We start from the raw sequence: 18,027 nt of genomic DNA on the forward strand, positions 1-18,027 counted from the left end.
GCTCTGCCGAAGGTCTCGCTGGCCGACCGTGACGGTCTGCCTCCGGGCGCCGGCTCAGACGAGCTGAGCAGTATGTCGACGGTCCGGCGAAGAGCTACTCCCCTTCTGCGCCACCCATCGTACGGGATGACGAAACGGGCCGGACAGGGCCATAGGTCCCAAGCCCCTCACAGCACACCTCGACACCCGCCCCGATCCACAGAAAACGATGACCCCGAACCCCTTGGCATGTCATGCCCACGTCACTAGCTTCTTACCTGCCTCACACCTTCCGGAAATGCGGCACCGCGAGCATGGGCCCGCTCGCCCCAACGTCCCCCCACCTCAAGGGAGTTCGCATGCCAAAGGTCTACGCGCGTCGACGGCTGAGCATACTCGCAGCCTTCACCGGCCTGATAGCCATGGTCGGGATTTTCAACGGCCCGACCGCCTCCGCCGCGCTCCCCACCCCGGTCAGCGCCGCCACCGCGCGCACCTACCTCGCCTCGCTCACCGTGGCGACGGAGAACCGCACCGGCTACAACCGTGATCTCTTCCCCACCTGGATCACCATCAGCGGCACCTGCAACACCCGTGAGTACGTCCTCAAGCGCGACGGTTCGAACGTCGTCACCAACTCCGCCTGCACCGCCACCAGCGGCACCTGGTACTCGGTCTACGACGGCGCCACCTGGACCGCCGCCTCCGACCTGGACATCGACCACCTCGTCCCGCTCGCCGAGGCCTGGGACTCCGGCGCCAGCGCCTGGACGACCGCCCAGCGCCAGGCCTTCGCCAACGACGTGACGCGTCCGCAGCTCATCGCCGTCACGGACAACGTGAACCAGCAGAAGAGCGACCAGGACCCGGCCGAGTGGATGCCCCCGCTCAGCTCCTACGCCTGCACCTACGTCCGCGCCTGGGTCCAGGTGAAGTACTACTACAACCTCAAGGTCGACTCGGCGGAGAAGAGCAAGCTCAGCTCGGTCCTCAGCGGCTGCTGATCCCCGCACCGATCCCCGCACCTCTCCCCCCACGGGATCTCCCCACCGGTCCCCTCCCCCCACGGAATCCGGCGCAGTTCCCGGAACCTCCCCGTTCATCTCCGTCGTTCCGTACCGTACGGGGCGACGGAGAGGGGTGATCACCTTGGCGGAACTGCGCCTGGGACCGCTGCTGAGGTACGTCGACGGCTCGTCCGCGACCTTCTGGGTCGAGGCGAGCCGTCCGTGCACCGCCGAGGTGCGCTGCGCCGACGGCGCCCGCGGCTCGGCCCGCACCTTCCAAGTCGCCGGGCACCACTACGCGTTGGTGCCGGTGAGCGGTCTGACCCCGGGCACGGACACCGCCTACGAGGTACTGCTGGACGGCGTTGGTGTCTGGCCGCTGCCCGGCTCCCCCTTCCCGCCCTCGGTCGTCCGCACCCGGGGCGAGGGAGACGCCGTCCGTGTCACCTTCGGCTCCTGCCGCTGGGCCGCGCCGCCCGCGGACGAGAAGGACCCGGTCGGGCCCGACGCGCTGGACACGCTGGCGGCCCGTGTCGCGAGCGAGCCCGGGAGCGAACGGCCGGACGTCCTGCTCCTGTTGGGCGACCAGGTGTACGCCGACGAGACCTCGAAGGCCACCCAGCGCTGGCTCGCCGCCCGCCGCAACCTCGCGGACCCCCCGGGCGACCAGGTCGCGGACTACGAGGAGTACACCCGCCTCTACTACGAATCGTGGCTCGACCCGGAAGTCCGCTGGCTGCTGTCGACCGTGCCCAGCTGCATGATCTTCGACGACCACGACGTGATCGACGACTGGAACACCAGCGCCTCCTGGCTCGCCGACATGCGGGCCACGGTGTGGTGGCGCGAGCGGCTGATGAGCGGCCTGATGTCGTACTGGGTCCACCAGCACCTCGGCAACCTCTCACCGCGCGAACTCGCCGAGGACGCCCTGTACGCCGCCGTCCGCGAGACCCCCGACGGCACCGACGTGCTGAGCGCCTTCGCCGCCCAGTCCGACGCCGATCCGGCCTCCGTCCGCTGGAGCTACCGCCGCGACTTCGGCCGCGTACGGCTGCTGATGGTGGACACCCGGGCGGCCCGCGTGCTGGCCGAGGACCGGCGGGCGATGCTGGACGCGGGCGAGGAGCGGTGGCTGCGCGAGCAGGCCCTGGACGCGCCGGGCTCCTGCGACCACCTCCTGATCGGCACCTCACTGCCCTGGCTGCTCCCCCACCTCGTGCACGACGCCGAGGCATGGGACGCCGCCCTGTGCCGGGGTGAACGGGGCCCGCGCTGGGCCCGGTTCGGGGAGAAGCTGCGCCGCCGGGCCGACCTGGAGCACTGGGCTGCCTTCCCCGCGTCCTTCGCCGCGCTCGCGGAGCTGATCGCCGAGGCCGGTTCCGGGCCGGACGCCCCGGCGACGGTGTCCGTGCTGTCCGGAGACGTCCACCACGCCTACATCGCCGAGCCCCAGTGGCCTTCCGGGACCTCTGGGACGCCCGACTCCCGCTCCCCCGACGCCCGCGTCCTCCAGCTGACCTGCTCCCCCGTCCACAACTCCATCCCCCTCTCCATACGGCTCGGCTTCCGCTTCGGGTGGAGCGCGGTCGGGCGGGCGATCGGGCGCCGGTTCGCCGGGCACGGCAAGTGCGACCGGCCACCCGTCGACTGGCGTAAGACGGGAGGCCCTTGGTTCGGCAACCAGCTCATGACCCTGACCCTGCACGGACGTTCGGCCCGGCTGCGGCTGGAGCAGGCCCGCGCGGGGAAGGGCGGGGGCGCCGCCCGGCTGCGGACGGTCATGGAGTCCGATATCGGTTCACGAACGTCCGAGATCGGTTCATGAGCGTGCCAGATCGGTTCATGAGCGTCCCAGATCGGTTCGTGAGCGTCAGCGGTCGCCCTCGGTCGCCCTCGGTCGTCCGCAACGCGCCTGTGAAGCAAGCGTGATAGCGGTGCGAGGGGTGCGTGAGGGACCCGTGAGATACCCGTGACGCATCCCACAGCGGACGGCGATCCTCCCGCCCGGGGCTCGGTTCGGGTTCTCGCCGACGGCATGATGAGGCGGACCGTCCGCTTCCAGGGGACCTTCCCGTGGAGCTCCCAGCGGGCGGTTCGCCGTCATGCGCCCCCCATGCCCGGGAGTCACACCTTTGTCTGCAGTGAGCGCCGCGCCCTCCGGGACCACCCCTGCCGTCGATGTGTCCCTCGCCGTCGTCGGCGCGGGACCGCGGGGCACCAGCGTCCTTGAACGCCTGTGCGCCTCCGCGCCGGAGCTGCTCCCGCCCGGAGCACGGCTGACGGTCCACGTGGTCGACCCGTCGCCGCCCGGCCCCGGCCGCGTCTGGCGCACCGCGCAGTCGCCGCATCTACTGATGAACACCGTGGCCTCGCAGGTGACCCTCTTCACCGACGACAGCGTGGACTGCTCGGGCCCGGTCCGCCCCGGGCCGAGCCTGCACACCTGGGCGGGCGGCGAACTGGGCCCGGACGACTACCCGACCCGCGCGCACTACGGCCGCTACCTGGAGTGGGTGTTCGCCGAGGTGGTGCGCGGGGCGCCGCCCGCAGTGCGCGTCGAGGTGCACGCGGCGCGCGCGGTACGGCTCGACGACGCTCCCGACGGCCGCCAGACCCTCACCCTCGACAACGGGCGCGCGCTGCCGGAGCTGTCCGCGGTCGTCCTCGCCCAGGGCCATCTGCCGACGGCCCCGGACCGCGCCCACCGCGACCTCACGGCGTACGCCGAACGGCACGGCCTGCGCCACATCCCGCCCGCCAACCCGGCGGACGTCGACCTGTCCGCCCCCGCTCCCGGCGAACCGGTCCTGCTGCGCGGCCTCGGTCTCAACTTCTTCGACCACATGGCCCTGCTCACGACGGGCCGCGGCGGCCGCTTCACCCGCACCGCCGAGGGCCTGCGCTACCTCCCCTCCGGCCACGAGCCCCGCCTGTACGCGGGCTCACGCCGCGGTGTCCCGTACCAGGCCCGCGGCGACAACGCGAAGGGTCCCTACGGCCGCCATCTGCCCCTCGTCCTCACCGACGAGGTCATCGCCGGCTTCCGCAAGCGCGCCGACTCCGGTGAGGCGCCGGACTTCCTGGGCGAGATATGGCCGCTGATCGCGAAGGAGGTGGAGACCGTCTACTACGAGGGTGTGTGCGTCGGGCGGTGGGAGCGTCCGAGGCTGCTGGAGTTCAGGGACCGTTTCCTCGCCGCCGCACACCGGAGCCCTCAAGAGGCCCGCGTCCTCGACGAGTTCGGCATCCCGCAGGGCGATCGCTGGTGCTGGGACCGCGTTTCGCGCCCGTACGCCGGTCACGACTTCGCCACGCCGGACGCCTGGCGCTCCTGGCTGCTGGCGCATCTGCGCGAGGACGCCGAGCAGGCCGCGCTCGGGAACGTCGACGGTCCCCTGAAGGCCGCCCTGGACGTGCTGCGCGACCTGCGCAACGAGGTGCGGCGGATCGTGGACCACGGGGGCCTGCCGGGTGGCTCGCGGCGCGAGCACCTGGACCGCTGGTACACGCCGCTCAACGCCTTCCTCTCCATCGGACCGCCCCGCCGCCGCGTCGAGGAGATGGCCGCGCTGATCGAGGCGGGTGTCCTGGACGTCCTGGGCCCCCGGCTGGAAGTGCGGGCCGAGGACGGGGGATGGGTCGCGCACTCCCCCGACGTGCCGGGTTCGACCGTCCGCGCGACGACGCTGATAGAGGCGCGGCTGCCGGAACCGGACCTCAGGCGGACGGGCGACGAACTGCTCACCCGGCTGCTGAGGACGGGCGAGTGCCGCCCGCACACGAGCGACGGTTACGAAACCGGGGGGCTGGACGTAACACCGCGCCCCTACCGCCTGATTGACCGTCAAGGTCGGCCGCACGAACGGCGGTTCGCCTTCGGGGTGCCCACGGAGGGCGTGCACTGGGTGACCGCGGCCGGGGCCCGGCCGGGTGTGGATTCGGTCACGCTTTCGGACGCCGACGCGGTGGCGCGGGCCTCACTACGTGCGGCGACAGCCGAAACGGAAGCCCAAGCGGAACCTGGACCATGGCTAAATGTTGAACTTGCAAGCATTGATTAGGTTCCCCTAACGTTGATGACTCACTCGGTTCCGCCCCCCAGGATCCGGTTCCCCACGGACCGGACCAGACCGAAGGAGTCCCCCACATGACCGACCGCCTCAACAGCGCTCAGCCGTACGCCATCGGCCTGTTGCGCATCGTCATAGGCCTGCTCTTCGCCGTGCACGGCGCCGCCTCGCTGTTCGGTGTCCTCGGCGGCGCGGCCGGCACCGACGGCGGCTCCATCCCGTCCGGCACCTGGCCGGGCTGGTACGCGGCCGTGATCCAGCTCGTCGGCGGTGCCCTGGTGCTGCTGGGCCTCGGCACCCGCGGCGCGGCGTTCATCGCGTCGGGCTCGATGGCGTACGCGTACTTCGACGTGCACCAGTCGACGGCCCTGTGGCCGATCCAGAACGGCGGCGAGCTCTCCGTGCTGTTCTGCTGGACCATGCTGCTGCTGGTCTTCACCGGCTCCGGCGCGCTCGGCCTCGACCGGCTCCTCGCCGGGCGCACGGCCGCGTCCCGCGCGGACGAGCGGGCCTCGGAGCCCGTCGCGGCCTGACCCTGCCACCGCCCGGCCCGGCGCCCGCCTCCCGCACCCGGAGGTGGGCGCCGTCCCGTACCGCGCTCCCTCAGGCCGTCCCGGCGCCACGACCGTGGGGCTGCGGGTGACCGGTCGCTCCCGCCGTGAGGAGCACATGAACCCCCAGTGACCCTCCTGTCACACCCGCCGCGTACGCTGTATGGCTGTCACAGGCCGCCTGCCGCTCCCCGCGAGTAGCGGCGAGGTCGTGCCAACGGGGGAGTACGGGGGAGTTTCGGTGCTGGAGAGTGTGGGGCCGCTGACGGGCAGCCCATGGATCTACGCGGCGGTGGCCGTCTCGGTCCTGCTGGACGTCTTCCTGCCGGTCCTGCCGAGCGGCGTCCTCGTCATCACGGCGGCCACGGCAGCGGCGGCGGGCTCGGCGGGGGCCGTCGTCGGGCAGGCGGTGCCCAACATCATGGCGCTCACCCTCTCCGCGGCCACCGCCTCGGTCCTCGGTGATCTGGTGGCCTACCGGCTGGCCTGGCGCGGCGGCGAACGCCTGGACCGGGCCATAGCCCGCTCGCGCCGGCTGTCCAGCGCGCAGGAACGTCTCGGCGCGGTCCTCGCGCGCGGCGGCGGCGCCCGGGGCGCGCTGGTCGTCCTCGCCCGCTTCGCGCCCGCCGGACGCTCGGTCGTCTCACTCGGCGCGGGCGCGGCCCACCGCCGGGTCCGCGAGTTCCTGCCGTGGTCGATCGTGGCGGGCCTGGCCTGGGCCGCCTACAGCGTCGCTCTCGGCTACTTCGGCGGCCAGTGGCTGGGCGCGAGCTGGCTCGCGACCGGGGTGTCGTTCCTGGCGCTGTTCGGCGCGGGGGCGGGCGCGGCCTACCTGATGCGCCGTCCCGCACCCCAGGAGTCGGGCACCGGCGCCTGACCCACGAACGCACGGACCTGCGGATATTGCGGATATTGCGGATATGCGGACCTGCGGACACGCGGGGCGCTATCCGGCGCGGCCGGGCTGAGCGGCCCCGCGTACCTCCAGGCCGTCCAGCAGTTCGGCGGTGGCGGCGGCGATCGCCTCGACCGCGCGGTCGAACACCTCACGGTTGTGGGCGGCCGGGGCGCGGAAGCCGGACACCTTGCGGACGTACTGGAGGGCGGCGGCCCGGATCTCCTCCTCGGTGGCCTCTTCGGGGAGCACGGGCGGGCGGAGTGTCTTGATGCTGCGGCACATGCGTCCAGTCTCGCGCGGCCGGTCGGAACCCGGGGCATCGGTCCTGCTGCCGTAGCGGGATGATCTACGTCGAGGCGGCCACCTTCCGGGGCCGACCGACGAGAGGATCGAACAGTCATGACCAAGGACCAGTCGAAGGAACGGGCCGCGGAACAGGCCGAGGAACGGGACGCGGAACGGGTCGCAGACCGGTCGACCGTGGCGGTACTGGGCCCGGGCGGCGTCGGCGGACTGCTGGCCGCGCTGGTGGCCCGGGCCGGACACCGGGTGATCTGTCTGGCCGGGGACGAGACGGCGCGGGCGCTGCGCACGGACGGCATCCGCGTCCGCAGCGGCCGGTTCGGGGACTTCACGGCGGCCGTGGAGGCCGACACCGAACTGCGCGAACCGGTCGACGCCTGCCTGATCTCGGTCAAGCACACCGCGCTGGACGCGGCCCTGGAGCGGGTACGGCCGGAGGTGCTCGGCGACGGCCTGCTGGTCCCGTTCCTGAACGGTGTCGAACACCCGGCGGCCCTGCGAGCCCGCTACGGTGCCGCCCGTGTCGCCCCTGCCGTCATCCGTGTCGAGTCGACCCGGACCGCCCCCGGGGTGATCGAACACGGCAGCCCCTTCGCCGAGATCGACCTGACCGGCGAGAACGTGCCGCGCGGCCGGCTGGACGCGCTCGCCGGGGTGTTGGCTGCGGCAGGCCCCACCGTCCGCGTGCTGGACGACGAGGCGGCCACGCTGTGGGCGAAGATGTCGTTCCTCGCGCCGTTCGCGCTGCTGACGACCCGTTACGGGGTGCCGCTCGGCGAGGTCCGTGCGCGCCACCGCGAGGAGTTGACGTCCCTGGTGGCGGAGACGGCCGCCGTCAGCCGGGCGTGCGGCGCCCCGGCGGACCCTGCCGTGGCCCTCGCCCGCTACGACGCCTTCCCGCCGGACACCAAGTCCTCCATGCAGCGCGACGCCGAGGCGGGCCGTCCGCTCGAACTCGACGCGATCGGCGGCGCGTTGCTGCGGGCCGCGGACCGGCACGGGGTGGCCGTGCCGGTGGCGCGGGGGCTGGTGAGGGAGTTGGAGGAGCTGGAGGGCAACCGCCGCCGCTGACCCTGCCTACGGCTCAGGCGTGGGTCTTGGCCAGCACTTCCAGGATCTCGTCCGTCGTGCCCGTCTCACCGAGACGCGGGAAGATCCGCTCGACGCTGTTGCGGTGGGTCTCGGCGTCGATGTCGGACATGGCGTCGGTGGCCAGGGTGACGTGGTAGCCGTGCTCGTGGGCGGCGCGGGCGCTGGACTCGACGCCGATGCTGGTGGCGATGCCGACCAGCACGATCTGGGTGATCTTGCGGCGGCGCAGCTGCAGGTCGAGGTCGGTGCCGTAGAACGCGCCCCAGTTCCGCTTGGTGACGACGATGTCCTCCGGGTGACCGGCGAGCTCGTCGACGAGGACGTCCCAGCCCTCCGGCCAGACACGGGGGGCGCGGGCGGGGCCGTCGATGCGCCCGGGGACGCCGTCCGCGCCGTCGGCGGCGGCGGTGACCCGGACGAGGACGACGGGGAGGCTCTGCTCGCGGAAGGCGTCCGCGAGCCGGGCCGCCCGCTCCACGACCTCGGCGGCCGGGTTCGGGGCGAGGCCCGGGTTTCCGGCGATGCCGTTCTGCAGGTCGATGACGACGAGCGCGGTGTTCGGGTCGAGCGTGGTGACAGCCATGGTCAGGCCTTTCGGGGGGTGGAGGGCGCGAGGGTGCGCAGGGATCGGTCGAGCAGGGTCACCGCCAGGAGCAGCGCGGCTCCGGCGAGCATGAAGAGAGCCAGGTGGTGCAGGCCCCCGGTGTCGGCGCCATGGGGGAAGACGGCCGCGTCGGCGGCGGAGGCGACCATCGCGCCGAGGTACATGAAGGTGCGCAGGAGTCCGGCCGCGGAGCCCATGCGGGCGGGGTCGGCCTGCCGGTAGAGGGCGTTCTGGTTGGCGAGGCCGTTGAGGCCCTGCGGGATGCCCATGACGATCCCGACGGCGCCGAGCAGCCAGATCGCACTGTCGGAGTCCACGCCCAACAGCGCGGCACACGCGGCGATCTGAACCAGACTGCCCACGACGAGCTTGCCCCGGATCGCCTCGCGGCGCCCGGTGGCGGCGGAGACGGCCAGCGCGCTGAGCGACAGCGGCAGCAGTACGAGTCCGGCGGTGGCGGCGGACAGCTCCCGCCCCTCCTCCAGCCACTGCGTGAAGCCGTACAGGAACGCGTACGCCGTCGTGAAGCTGAGGAATTGACGCAGGAACGTCGCCAGCATGGGGACGTTGCCGCCGAGCACCCGCAGATCGATGAACGGCTCGGCGACGCGAACTTCCCGCAGGGCGAAGCCCGTTGCCGCGCCGACGGCGAGCACGAGCAGCCACCAGTGGTCGGCCCGCGGTTTCATCAGGAAGAACATGAGGGCGGCGAGCAGGCCGGCGAACAGCGCCATGCCGAGCGGGTCGACGCTCCGCTTCTCCCGCCGCCCGCCCGGACTCTTCGGCAGCCGCAGCACACCGAGGACCAGACAGGCCACCGACAGCGGCACGTTGACGAGGAAGATGGTGCGCCAGCCGCCCACGCCGATCAGCACTCCGCCCAGGGTGGGGCCGACGACGGAGACGGTCTGGGCGGAGACGGCGAGCGCGGTCAGTACCCCGGCCGGGCTGTCCCGCCCGGTGCGCTCGGCCTCACTGCGGGTGAGGCTCATCGAGGCGGGGTACGCGGCGGAGGTGCCGAATCCGAGCAGCACCCGGGCGGCGACCAGCGCGCCGAGGCTCGGAGCGAGGGCGCCGAGCAGCCCGGCGATCCCCACGAGCGCCGTCCCGATGAGATAGAGACGACGAGGTCCGTACGTGTCCACGAGCCGTCCGATGACGGGCTGCCCCACGGCGGTGGCCAGGTAGAGCCCCGTGACCAGCCAGGCCGTCTGCGCGGGCGGTGCCCCGAGCGCGGCCCCGATCGGCACCAACGCCACCGCGATCATGGCGGAGTTGATGGGATTCAGTACGGACCCCAGGACCATCGGGGCGATCAGCCGCAGGTCGAAGGAGTCCGCGGGGCGGGGGCGCGAGGGCCGGTCGGAGCGAGTGAGTCCGGATATCTTCGGCATCACGGCCGGGTGAGCCGTTCCAGTACCGCCATGGCCTCGATGACGGTCTGCCGCTCGGCCTCCGTGCAGCGGTCCTCGAAGGCCCTGGCCAGCCATTCCGCACGGGCCTGCCGGGTGCCCTCGATGCGCTCGCGCCCCGCGTCGGTGAGTGTGACGAGCTGCCGCCGGCCGTCCCCGGGGTCGGGGTTGCGCTCGATCAGCCCGTACTGGTCGAGCGCGGCAAGCGTGGCGGCCATCGACTGTGGGCGCACCCCCTCGGCGGCCGCCAGTCCACTGGCCGTCGCGGCGCCGCTCTTGCTCACCAGCGTGAGCGCGGACACCTGGGAGGGCGTGAGGTCCTGCGCCTCCCCCTCCGTCTCGGCGACCTCCCGGATCCGCCGCCGCAGCCGGTTGAACGCGACCCGCAGATCCCGCGCGGCACGCGCGGCGGACCCGGAGACGCCGTCGACACCTTCGGTGTCATCCCTGCTGTCTCCGCTGTCACTGCTGTCACTGCTGCCGTCCATGCCCCCACGCTAGGACCTTCAGTCCAGACTGTCCAGTTGAGGCTGCGCAGCCTGGGCTGAGCAATTCCGTGGTACGGGGAGAGCCGACGGAGCCGAAGAGAAATCCACGGGCGCTTCCCGCACGCCCCGGGCAGGATGTGCCCCCGTGAACCACATCCTGTGCGGGCTCGCCGCAAACCCGGCCCTCCCCGCCGAGCTGGTCGACCGACTGATCGCGGTCGCGATCGCAGACGCGGACGCGGGCGCGGGCGCGGAGATCGCCGCGGAACTCGCCGCCCGCCCGGACCTCGGCCACGCACAGGCACGCGCGCTGGCCGCACACGCCGAGGACATCGCCGTACACCTCGCGTACGAGGGACGGCTGACGTCCGCCGACATCGATCCCGTGGCCCAGCCGCAGGCCGCGCTCGCCCTGCTCGACACGGGGGCCGGGCCCCCGGAGTGGGCACGCCGCTTCGCGACGGATCCGGTCACCGAGCGCCGCGAGAAGCTGGCCGCCTGCCCGGACCTGCCACCCGATGTGACGGACACGCTCGCCGCCGACTCCAAGATCGCGGTCGTGGCCGAGCTCGCGCTGTGGACTACGCCGGACATGGCCGCCCGGCTCGCGCGACACCCGCACGCCGAGGTCCGCCGCGCGGTGGCGGCCAACGAGGCGACACCACCGGCCGTACTGGAGATGCTGCTGACCGGGGACGGGCTGCCTCCGGCGCGGCGCTGCCTGGTCTGCGACCGAGAGCGGACTCCGGCCGCCCACGCTCGCCCGCGCCCGGCCGACGACCTGCCGCCGGGCGCGTTCTGCACCGGTTCCCACGAGTCCACCCTGCACGAGATGGGGCGGCAGGCACTGAGCAACCCGGCTACTCCCGCCCGGGCCGCCGCCGGCTTCGCCGACCATTCCTCCGGCCTGCTGCGCTGGGCCCTCGCCGCCCGCCCCGACCTGCCCCCGGAGGCAGGGCGCCGGCTGGCCGAGGACCCTCTGCCCGGCGTACGGGCCGACCTCGCCGAGAACCCCGCGCTCGACGCCGCCCACTTGCGCGCGCTGGCCACCGACGTGAGTCCCGACGTACGGCGCAGCGTGGCCCACAATCCCCAGGTACCACTGGACGTGCTGACCTCCTTGGCGGGCACCGCCAAGATCGGCGCGACCCTGCTGCCGCGGATCGCCGCCGCCACCCCTACCGAGGTCGAGGAACTGGCCGAGTCGCGCGACCCGGTCGTACGGATGCTCCTCGCCGCACGACGCGATCTGCCGCCCGGGATCCGCGACGCGCTGGCCGCCGACACCGACGCGAAGGTGCTCAAGTCCATCGCCCCTCACCCCGGCCTCTCCGAGGCCAGGCTGCGCGCCATGATCGACCGTCACGGAGTCCGGGTGCTGGCCAGGGTGGCGACGAACCCGGACGCGTCGCCGTCCCTCCTGGAGCACGTGACGAGACACGACCCACCGGTCCAGAAGGCGTTCCGCGAGGTGGCCCGCCACCCGGGCGCGACGGCGCCGTCCCTGCTCGCCTGTCTGACCGACCGACAGGCGCGACCGGCAGCCGCCGCCCACCCGTCCCTCCCCGCGGAGGTCATCGTCGAACTGCTCGGCGACGACGAGGGGCGGGTGGCGGAGGCGGCCGCGGCCAATCCGTCACTGCCGCGGGCCGTGATGGCGAAGCTGACCCCCTGATCCCTCCAGGCCGAGGAGCGGCTCCAGCAGGCCGAGGAGCCGCTCCGGGCGGTGCAGCGGGATGATGTGTCCGCAGTTCTCGATGACGTGGCCGATCAAGTGGTCGGCCACCGGCCGCAGTTGTCGTTCGAGCGCGCTGCCCACGGGGTGGGCGCCGATGGCCGTGGTGGGCACGGCCGGCCGGACCGTCCGGACGGCTTCCTGGATCTGCCGGGCGCTTTCGGGCAGGGCCCGGTGGTACGAGAAGGCGCAGCGCAGGGCCTCGGTCCCGGTGTACGCGTGGACGAAGGCGTCACGGACAGTTCGGGCCGCCGCGACAGGACGCCGTCCGACGTGGACGCCCTACCCGTTCGCGTGAAGTCCCCGAAGGAACTCGCACCTCAAATTCGAACAGGCGTACCATTGCCGCGTGGCTGCGACCTATGACTTCCCGAGTGACCTCCTGGCCGGCCAGGAGGAGCTGCATCAGGTCCGGGCGGAGCTCCTGGCCCTGCTCAAGAAGCTCCCCTGGTCGGTGGAGCCCCTGGACGGCTTCAGCGACGACAAGGGCTGGCGCAAGGTGGAACGCCCCGCCTCCCCCGGCTGGACACCCGACGAACAGGCCGAGGTCGAGAAGCTCCGCCAGCGCGAACGAGAACTCGCCGTCTTCGTCACCTGCCACCGCTTCTGGTCGGAGGTCGCCCCACCGGACACGGTGGACGCCCGCGCGAAGCTGAAGCACGCCCACGAAGGCCCGCCACAAACGTCGTAAATCCGCGTCACTCCGGGTACAAGGGAGCCGCCACGCGGCAACAATGAGTCACCGGCGTTGACGCGGAGGTACTCATGCCCATGCTCCTCATCGAGGGCGACTACCGGATCCTGAACGCGAAACCGGACGGCGACACCGTCCGCTTCGACCCACACGACGCGGCCTTCTGGTACGAGATCCCCGGCACGCACAAGATCGACAAGACGCACCGGAACAGCCGTGGCGGCGCCAACCTGCGGCTCGACGCGATCGACGCGCTGGAGACCCACTATCTGGGCGCGGGCCCGCACGAGGTGCACCAGCCACTCGACCTCGCCCACGCCGCCCGCGACGAGCTGCTCGACTGGCTCGGATTCACCACCGTCCAGCACGCGGGCGAGAAGGTCACCGCCAGCACCCCGGAGAGCGTGCCCGGTTTCGTCCTGGCGAGCGCGATCGACGTGCACAGCCGCTGCGTCGCGCTGGCAGGTCGCGGCGCGCCACCCGCGGGCAAGAAGAGCGGCGACTGGATCACCGTGGACGTACCGCTGCTGCGCACCACCGCCAACCACCACCTGCTCGCGCTCGGCCTGGTCTTCCCGACCTTCTACTCGGACCTCTTCCCCGACCTGCGCACCGAACTGACCGCGGTGTCCCAGCAGGCGAGGTCGGCGGGGCTCGGCGTATGGGCCAAGGACAGGACGACCGCCGGCGCGGCGATCACCGGCCTGTCCTCCCTCACGGACGACCTGGTGCTGCTCCCGAAGCTCTTCCGCCGCCTCGCGGACCATCTGCGCTTCGCGCCCGACTCCTCGCTGGACTGCTTCCCCAGCTACCTCTTCGGCGGCGCCGACCGATTCCGCATCCTCTCCCAGGGCCCCACCGCCAAGACCCTCACCGGCCTGCACCACGTGGTCGAGGTCAACGCCGGAACGGTACGCATGACCCACCCGATCGAGGATCTGGTCTTCGCCGAGGAATGACGAGGCCGGACGTTCGACTGCCAGAACTCTCGATGGCCAGAACTCTCGCCCGTCCGAACTCCCGACCGTCCGAACTCCCGACCGTCAGGACTCTCGACCGTCAAGACTCTCGACCGTCAAGACTCTCGACCGTCAAGACTCTCGACCGTCAGGACTTCAGAAGTCCGCCCACCCACCAGTCACGCGGTTCACCCCGGACCACGGTGCGACGGCGCAGGGTTCCCTCGACGGTGAAGCCGAGCTTCTCCGCGAGTGCGCGGGAGGGCACGTTCCCGACCATCGCCCACCACTCGATCCGGTGCGCCCCGAGCACGGCGAAACCCCAGTCGCACAGAACCCGGGCCGCTTCCGCGGAGTACCCCCGGCCGCGCTGTTCCTTGGCCGCCCAGTAGCCGAGTTCGTAGACCCCCTCGGAGAGCCTCGTCAGACAGTACGAACCGACCAGGGCACCGTTGTCCGATCGGAAGGCACCCAGAATGTGGTCGCGATCCCCTGCCCAGCCCTGGGGCGCGGTCTCCCCGACGTACTTCTCGGCATCCTCACGCCGAAACGGCGACGGCGCCGGCGTGTAGAACTGGATGTCCTCGTCCTGACAGGCCGCGTACACCGCGTCCGCGTCCAAGAGGCCGAAGGGCCTGAGCAGAAGTCGCGCGGTCTCCAGAGTCACGGGATCCATGGCAGCAGTATGGCCAGCACCCACGGGCGCGACCACCGAATTTCCGGGGCCCACGGGTCCCGCTACGGCATGCCCGGCACGGTCCTGATCCAGCGGCGGAGCACCAGGCAGGAGATCACGGGGCACACGACAAGGGCGCAGACCCAGAGGAACATGGTGAAGGGGGAGATCGCGTAGTACTGCACGCGCTCAGGCAGGAGCGCGACCAGCCCCAAGCCCACGACGAGAACGGTCCACGTGCCGAGAACGACAAGTACGGCCTTGGACACGATCACTGCAGCACGCATGGCGGACGAGCATAGCCAACTCACGTCCTGAACCTGGTGGACCCAAAGGCGCGGAAAAATGCGCGATTATGGACGAAAGGGCTGTTTTGTTCTGTGCCAGGGAGTCACAGATGTACGCCTCGGACGATCTCCTTCGAAGGGCTGAGCCAGCGGCTCTTTTGACGCTGGACGGTGCCATCCGCAGTCTCAACGCTGCGATGGCCACGGCGCTGGGCAGGTCGGCGGAGGAGTGCCTGGGACGTGACTTCGGTGATATGTGGCCCGCAAACCAGAAGACGTCGGCCGAGAGTCTCGTGACCCACGCCGCCAGGACGAAGACGGTCGCGATGCGGGTGCTGGACTTCCCCGGGCGCGCCGGAGCACCCGTTACCTCTTTGATCGAGGCGCGGACGGTCGAGGATCCGACCGGTGACGAGCAGCTGGTCTGGGTGCACGAACTGGATGCGCGAAACGACCTGGCCAGCCTACTGATCCCGTTCCGGATGGCCACCACGGCCGCCAACCTCGGCCTGTGGATGTACTCACCTCAGGGACGCCTGCTGGAGTGGCTCGGTGGCGCACCCGCCGTGGCCGCGCTCTTCCCGGATCCCACTACGTCGCTCACCAGTGTGATCTCGGCAGTGCACCCTGACGACCGGGAGGCCTTGCAGCAACTCCTGCGCTCGGCCTCGGCCCAGCAGTCTCCCTGGGTGAGGCTGCTGTACCTTCCCCGGCACGAGGGCTGGCACCAACTGGCCGCCCAGACCCGTCGGATCCAGTTGGGATACGACGGCCCCGAGAGGGTCTTCGGGGTGGTCCGCGACGACACCAAGCAGGAGAAACGCAAGAGGAAGGCGCAGGCCGCACTGACTGCCGAGCGACAACGCGCCAAAGACATCGCCGACTTCTCCTCCGCCTTGATCACCGCAGCCACGGAACAGGAACTGCAGCAGGTCGCCCTGACCCGGCTCGCCGCAACCTTCGGCGCCACCGGCGCCCTGCTCGCACTCGTCGACGAAGGCCGCCTGCGCGTCTCCACCGATGCCGGGATAGCCATGTGGGAGGTCACAGCCCTGCACGGCCTGCCGCTGAACCATCCGAGCGCCCTGCCCGAAGCGATCCGCACCGGCAAGCCGCAGTTCATCGCCGACCGGAAGGATTACATCCACCGCTGGCCAGACGGGGCCGAATTTCCGCGGCTCGGCCGACTCGGCTCCGACTACGCCGTCTCCATCACCCCCCTCAGCGAGCACGGCAATCAACCGCTCGGGGCGTGGCTGGTGACCTACGGCAGCGGATACCGGCCGTCGCTGGACAAGCAGACCCTCATGGGCACTCTGGCCGACCTGGCAGGCCAGGCACTGAGGCGCATCAGGTTGCAGCAGGCGCGAGTCGAGCTGGCCACGGCCGTGCAGAAGACCATGCTCCCCACGTTGCCCGAGCACCTCGCGGGCCTGGAGGTCGCCGCCCGCTACCGGCCCAGCCGGGACGGGCTGGACATCGGCGGAGACTGGTACGACGCCTTCGTGATGCCCGACGGCGCGGTAGCCCTGGAGATCGGCGACGCCCAAGGGCACGACGTGGACGCCGCCGTAGCCATGGGACAGGTACGCGCCTCCATGCGCACGATCGCCGCCCACGAAACGGATCCCGCAACCGTGCTGACGCGCACCAACGAACTGCTGGTCACGATGGAGGCGGCACGGTTCGCCAGCTGCACCATGCTGCATATCGACCCGGTCGACGGACAGGTCACCGGCGCCAGCGCCGGCCACGTGCCGGTGCTGTGTGCGCGCAAGGACGGCAGCCACAGCATCCGCGAGCTGCCGGGCGGCCCGGTCCTTGGAATCGTGCCCGGCACCGAGTACCGCGAGGAGACCTTCACCCTGGACAAGGACGCCGCGCTGGTCATGGTCACCGACGGCTTGGTCGAAGGACCGGGCCTCACGTTGGACGCCGGACTGGAGCGAGCCGGAGCACTGGCCGGCGCGGCCCTCCATGACGGACTGAACGCCGAGCAGACCGCCGACCGCGTCCTCGACGCCGCGGTCGCGGTAGACCACCTCGACGACGTGGCCGTGCTGGTCATCCGACGCGCATGACGGCACCCTCGCCCTCACACCCCCGCCGCCCCCGTCGAGCGCTGCTCGATCTCGCCAAGTAAAGACCAAGGCCCAGATCTCCGGGTACCCACCCGCTGATCTGGGCCTCTCTCGTGTCCTGAGACTGGTGGGCGCGGACGGTTTCGAACCGCCGACATCCGCCTTGTAAGGGCGGCGTGACTGTTGATCGGGACGGCGCAGGTCAATCCCGCCGTAGCAGCTGCCCAGGTCGTCCGCGCATTCCGACTGCGGCGAACCGCCGTTGACCGTGGTTGACCGCACGATTTGGCACGCATGTGGCACGAAGCTGGCACGTCCTGGGCTGAGTACGCCCGCTTCCCCACTGAGCCAACTGAGCCACTGACGACGCTGCTAACGACCGATCGGAATCTCGTAGACGATCTCGCAGTGAGCGGCGGGCACCACGATGTCCGCCGTCTCTACGGGTCGCCCCTGGTTGCTGTAGTAGGTCCGCCGGATGTGCGTGACGAGCGCGGCCTTCTGGATGCCGAGAAGCGAGCTTTCCTCGGCGGTCGCCTGCCTGGGTTCCGGCTGCTCCACGGCGTGGCTGACGGTGATCCCGATCGCGGCCATGCGGTTCACGACGCCTGCCCCGGCGTGCGGCCCTCCCTCAGGGAGGACGACGAGCGTGCCTGCGGTGAGGTCGTAGGGCTCCCAGCTCGTCGACAGCTGTACTGGCCTGCCGTCGGCCAGGAACTCGTACGACGTCCGGACGCACATGGCACCCTCGTCGACACCCAGCCGTGCCGCGATGTCCGCAGGGGCCGGCACTTTCGCATCGGTCCGGCTTTCCCAGTCGCCCAGCTTGCCGACGGCTTTCATGTCCGCGCGGAACGGCGATCCGTTGGGCTGCTCGCGCGCTGAGGACCGAACAACTCGAACCCGTTGCTGAGGCTCGGCGACGTACGTGCCCGATCCGGCACGGCCTTCCAGCAGTCCCTGGGAGATCAGCAGCTCCTGCGCCCGACGGACCACGTTCTCGCCTACGCCGAACTCCTGGCCGATCTGGGCGCGAGAGGGGAGTCGGTCTCCCGGCTCCCACACGTGCTCCCCGATCCGCCGCCGGAGCTCGTCGGCGATGCGGAGGTAGGGCGGTTGCTCAGACATGTGGAAAATCTAGTCCACTAGCTCTAATCTAGTTAACTAGCTTCACTCAAAGTGATCGCC

General features: G+C 71.3%; 17 protein-coding genes and 1 pseudogene. 10 read left to right on the forward strand and 8 right to left on the reverse strand.

Annotated elements, in window-relative coordinates; genetic code table 11:
* The first annotated feature begins 338 nt into the window (after positions 1-338).
* The 5 genes from ACFZDJ_RS03595 to ACFZDJ_RS03615 all read left to right on the forward strand — a co-directional run bounded on the left by ACFZDJ_RS03595 (position 339) and on the right by ACFZDJ_RS03615 (position 6,487).
* Complete coding sequence (locus tag ACFZDJ_RS03595) at positions 339-983, forward strand: HNH endonuclease family protein (RefSeq protein ID WP_168491015.1); 645 nt, start codon at positions 339-341, stop codon at positions 981-983.
* Positions 984-1,128: 145 nt separating this feature from the next.
* Positions 1,129-2,814: an alkaline phosphatase D family protein gene (locus ACFZDJ_RS03600; protein WP_391056819.1), complete on the forward strand. Its 1,686-nt coding sequence runs from the start codon at positions 1,129-1,131 to the stop codon at positions 2,812-2,814.
* 277 nt (positions 2,815-3,091) lie between these two features.
* Positions 3,092-5,050, forward strand: a complete 1,959-nt coding sequence (locus ACFZDJ_RS03605) for an FAD/NAD(P)-binding protein (RefSeq protein ID WP_391055819.1) — start codon at positions 3,092-3,094, stop codon at positions 5,048-5,050.
* An 86-nt stretch (positions 5,051-5,136) separates the two neighbouring features.
* Positions 5,137-5,592 (forward strand): DoxX family protein, encoded by a 456-nt coding sequence (locus ACFZDJ_RS03610; protein WP_168491019.1) that lies wholly within the window; start codon positions 5,137-5,139, stop codon positions 5,590-5,592.
* Between the two features lie 259 nt (positions 5,593-5,851).
* Positions 5,852-6,487: a DedA family protein gene (locus tag ACFZDJ_RS03615; RefSeq protein ID WP_384905211.1), complete on the forward strand. Its 636-nt coding sequence runs from the start codon at positions 5,852-5,854 to the stop codon at positions 6,485-6,487.
* Positions 6,488-6,556: 69 nt separating this feature from the next.
* Here the strand turns inward: ACFZDJ_RS03615 and ACFZDJ_RS03620 are convergent, their stop codons facing one another.
* On the reverse strand, positions 6,557-6,790 hold the full coding sequence (locus ACFZDJ_RS03620) for a DUF2277 domain-containing protein (RefSeq protein WP_101405402.1): 234 nt from the start codon (positions 6,788-6,790) through the stop codon (positions 6,557-6,559).
* Between the two features lie 117 nt (positions 6,791-6,907).
* Here ACFZDJ_RS03620 and ACFZDJ_RS03625 point away from each other — a divergent pair, with 117 nt between their 5' ends.
* A complete protein-coding gene (locus ACFZDJ_RS03625; protein WP_391055821.1) occupies positions 6,908-7,882 on the forward strand; it encodes a 2-dehydropantoate 2-reductase in 975 nt (324 codons plus the stop codon).
* Between the two features lie 13 nt (positions 7,883-7,895).
* Here ACFZDJ_RS03625 and ACFZDJ_RS03630 read toward each other — a convergent pair whose 3' ends face one another.
* Genes ACFZDJ_RS03630 through ACFZDJ_RS03640 form a run of 3 tightly spaced genes read right to left on the reverse strand, consistent with a single transcriptional unit; the run spans position 7,896 to position 10,407 of the window.
* Positions 7,896-8,486, reverse strand: coding sequence for a hydrolase (locus ACFZDJ_RS03630; RefSeq protein ID WP_390927766.1), 591 nt, complete (start codon positions 8,484-8,486; stop codon positions 7,896-7,898).
* Positions 8,487-8,488: 2 nt separating this feature from the next.
* The gene (locus ACFZDJ_RS03635; RefSeq protein ID WP_391055823.1) at positions 8,489-9,901 is read right to left on the reverse strand and encodes an MFS transporter; all 1,413 of its coding nucleotides are present in this window, start codon (positions 9,899-9,901) and stop codon (positions 8,489-8,491) included.
* Positions 9,901-10,407 (reverse strand): MarR family winged helix-turn-helix transcriptional regulator, encoded by a 507-nt coding sequence (locus tag ACFZDJ_RS03640; RefSeq protein ID WP_384905219.1) that lies wholly within the window; start codon positions 10,405-10,407, stop codon positions 9,901-9,903. The genes ACFZDJ_RS03635 and ACFZDJ_RS03640 overlap by 1 nt, the downstream gene beginning before the upstream one ends.
* 145 nt (positions 10,408-10,552) lie before the next feature.
* Here ACFZDJ_RS03640 and ACFZDJ_RS03645 point away from each other — a divergent pair, with 145 nt between their 5' ends.
* Positions 10,553-12,082 (forward strand): hypothetical protein, encoded by a 1,530-nt coding sequence (locus tag ACFZDJ_RS03645; protein ID WP_391055826.1) that lies wholly within the window; start codon positions 10,553-10,555, stop codon positions 12,080-12,082.
* Here the strand turns inward: ACFZDJ_RS03645 and ACFZDJ_RS03650 are convergent.
* A pseudogene (locus ACFZDJ_RS03650) lies at positions 12,044-12,382 on the reverse strand (alpha/beta hydrolase); the annotation flags it as partial. The gene ACFZDJ_RS03645 and the pseudogene ACFZDJ_RS03650 sit on opposite strands and share 39 nt — an antisense overlap.
* A 109-nt stretch (positions 12,383-12,491) precedes the next feature.
* Between ACFZDJ_RS03650 and ACFZDJ_RS03655 the strand changes: the two are divergent.
* A complete protein-coding gene (locus ACFZDJ_RS03655) occupies positions 12,492-12,833 on the forward strand; it encodes a hypothetical protein (protein ID WP_121416268.1) in 342 nt (113 codons plus the stop codon).
* A 74-nt stretch (positions 12,834-12,907) separates the two neighbouring features.
* Positions 12,908-13,795, forward strand: coding sequence for a nuclease (locus ACFZDJ_RS03660; protein ID WP_391055829.1), 888 nt, complete (start codon positions 12,908-12,910; stop codon positions 13,793-13,795).
* 148 nt (positions 13,796-13,943) lie between these two features.
* Here the strand turns inward: ACFZDJ_RS03660 and ACFZDJ_RS03665 are convergent, their stop codons facing one another.
* On the reverse strand, positions 13,944-14,471 hold the full coding sequence (locus tag ACFZDJ_RS03665; RefSeq protein ID WP_391055832.1) for a GNAT family N-acetyltransferase: 528 nt from the start codon (positions 14,469-14,471) through the stop codon (positions 13,944-13,946).
* Positions 14,472-14,533: 62 nt separating this feature from the next.
* Positions 14,534-14,758, reverse strand: coding sequence for a hypothetical protein (locus ACFZDJ_RS03670; protein ID WP_390927754.1), 225 nt, complete (start codon positions 14,756-14,758; stop codon positions 14,534-14,536).
* A gap of 110 nt (positions 14,759-14,868) precedes the next feature.
* On the opposite strand from ACFZDJ_RS03670, the gene ACFZDJ_RS03675 reads away from it, so the two are divergent.
* Entirely contained in the window at positions 14,869-16,839 is a 1,971-nt protein-coding gene (locus ACFZDJ_RS03675) for a SpoIIE family protein phosphatase (protein ID WP_391055835.1), read from the forward strand.
* Between the two features lie 372 nt (positions 16,840-17,211).
* Here the strand turns inward: ACFZDJ_RS03675 and ACFZDJ_RS03680 are convergent, their stop codons facing one another.
* On the reverse strand, positions 17,212-17,967 hold the full coding sequence (locus tag ACFZDJ_RS03680; protein WP_391055837.1) for a UTRA domain-containing protein: 756 nt from the start codon (positions 17,965-17,967) through the stop codon (positions 17,212-17,214).
* Positions 17,968-18,027 lie beyond the last annotated feature (60 nt).

The organism is Streptomyces sp. NPDC007896 (assembly GCF_042959425.1).
Taxonomy (GTDB): domain Bacteria; phylum Actinomycetota; class Actinomycetes; order Streptomycetales; family Streptomycetaceae; genus Streptomyces.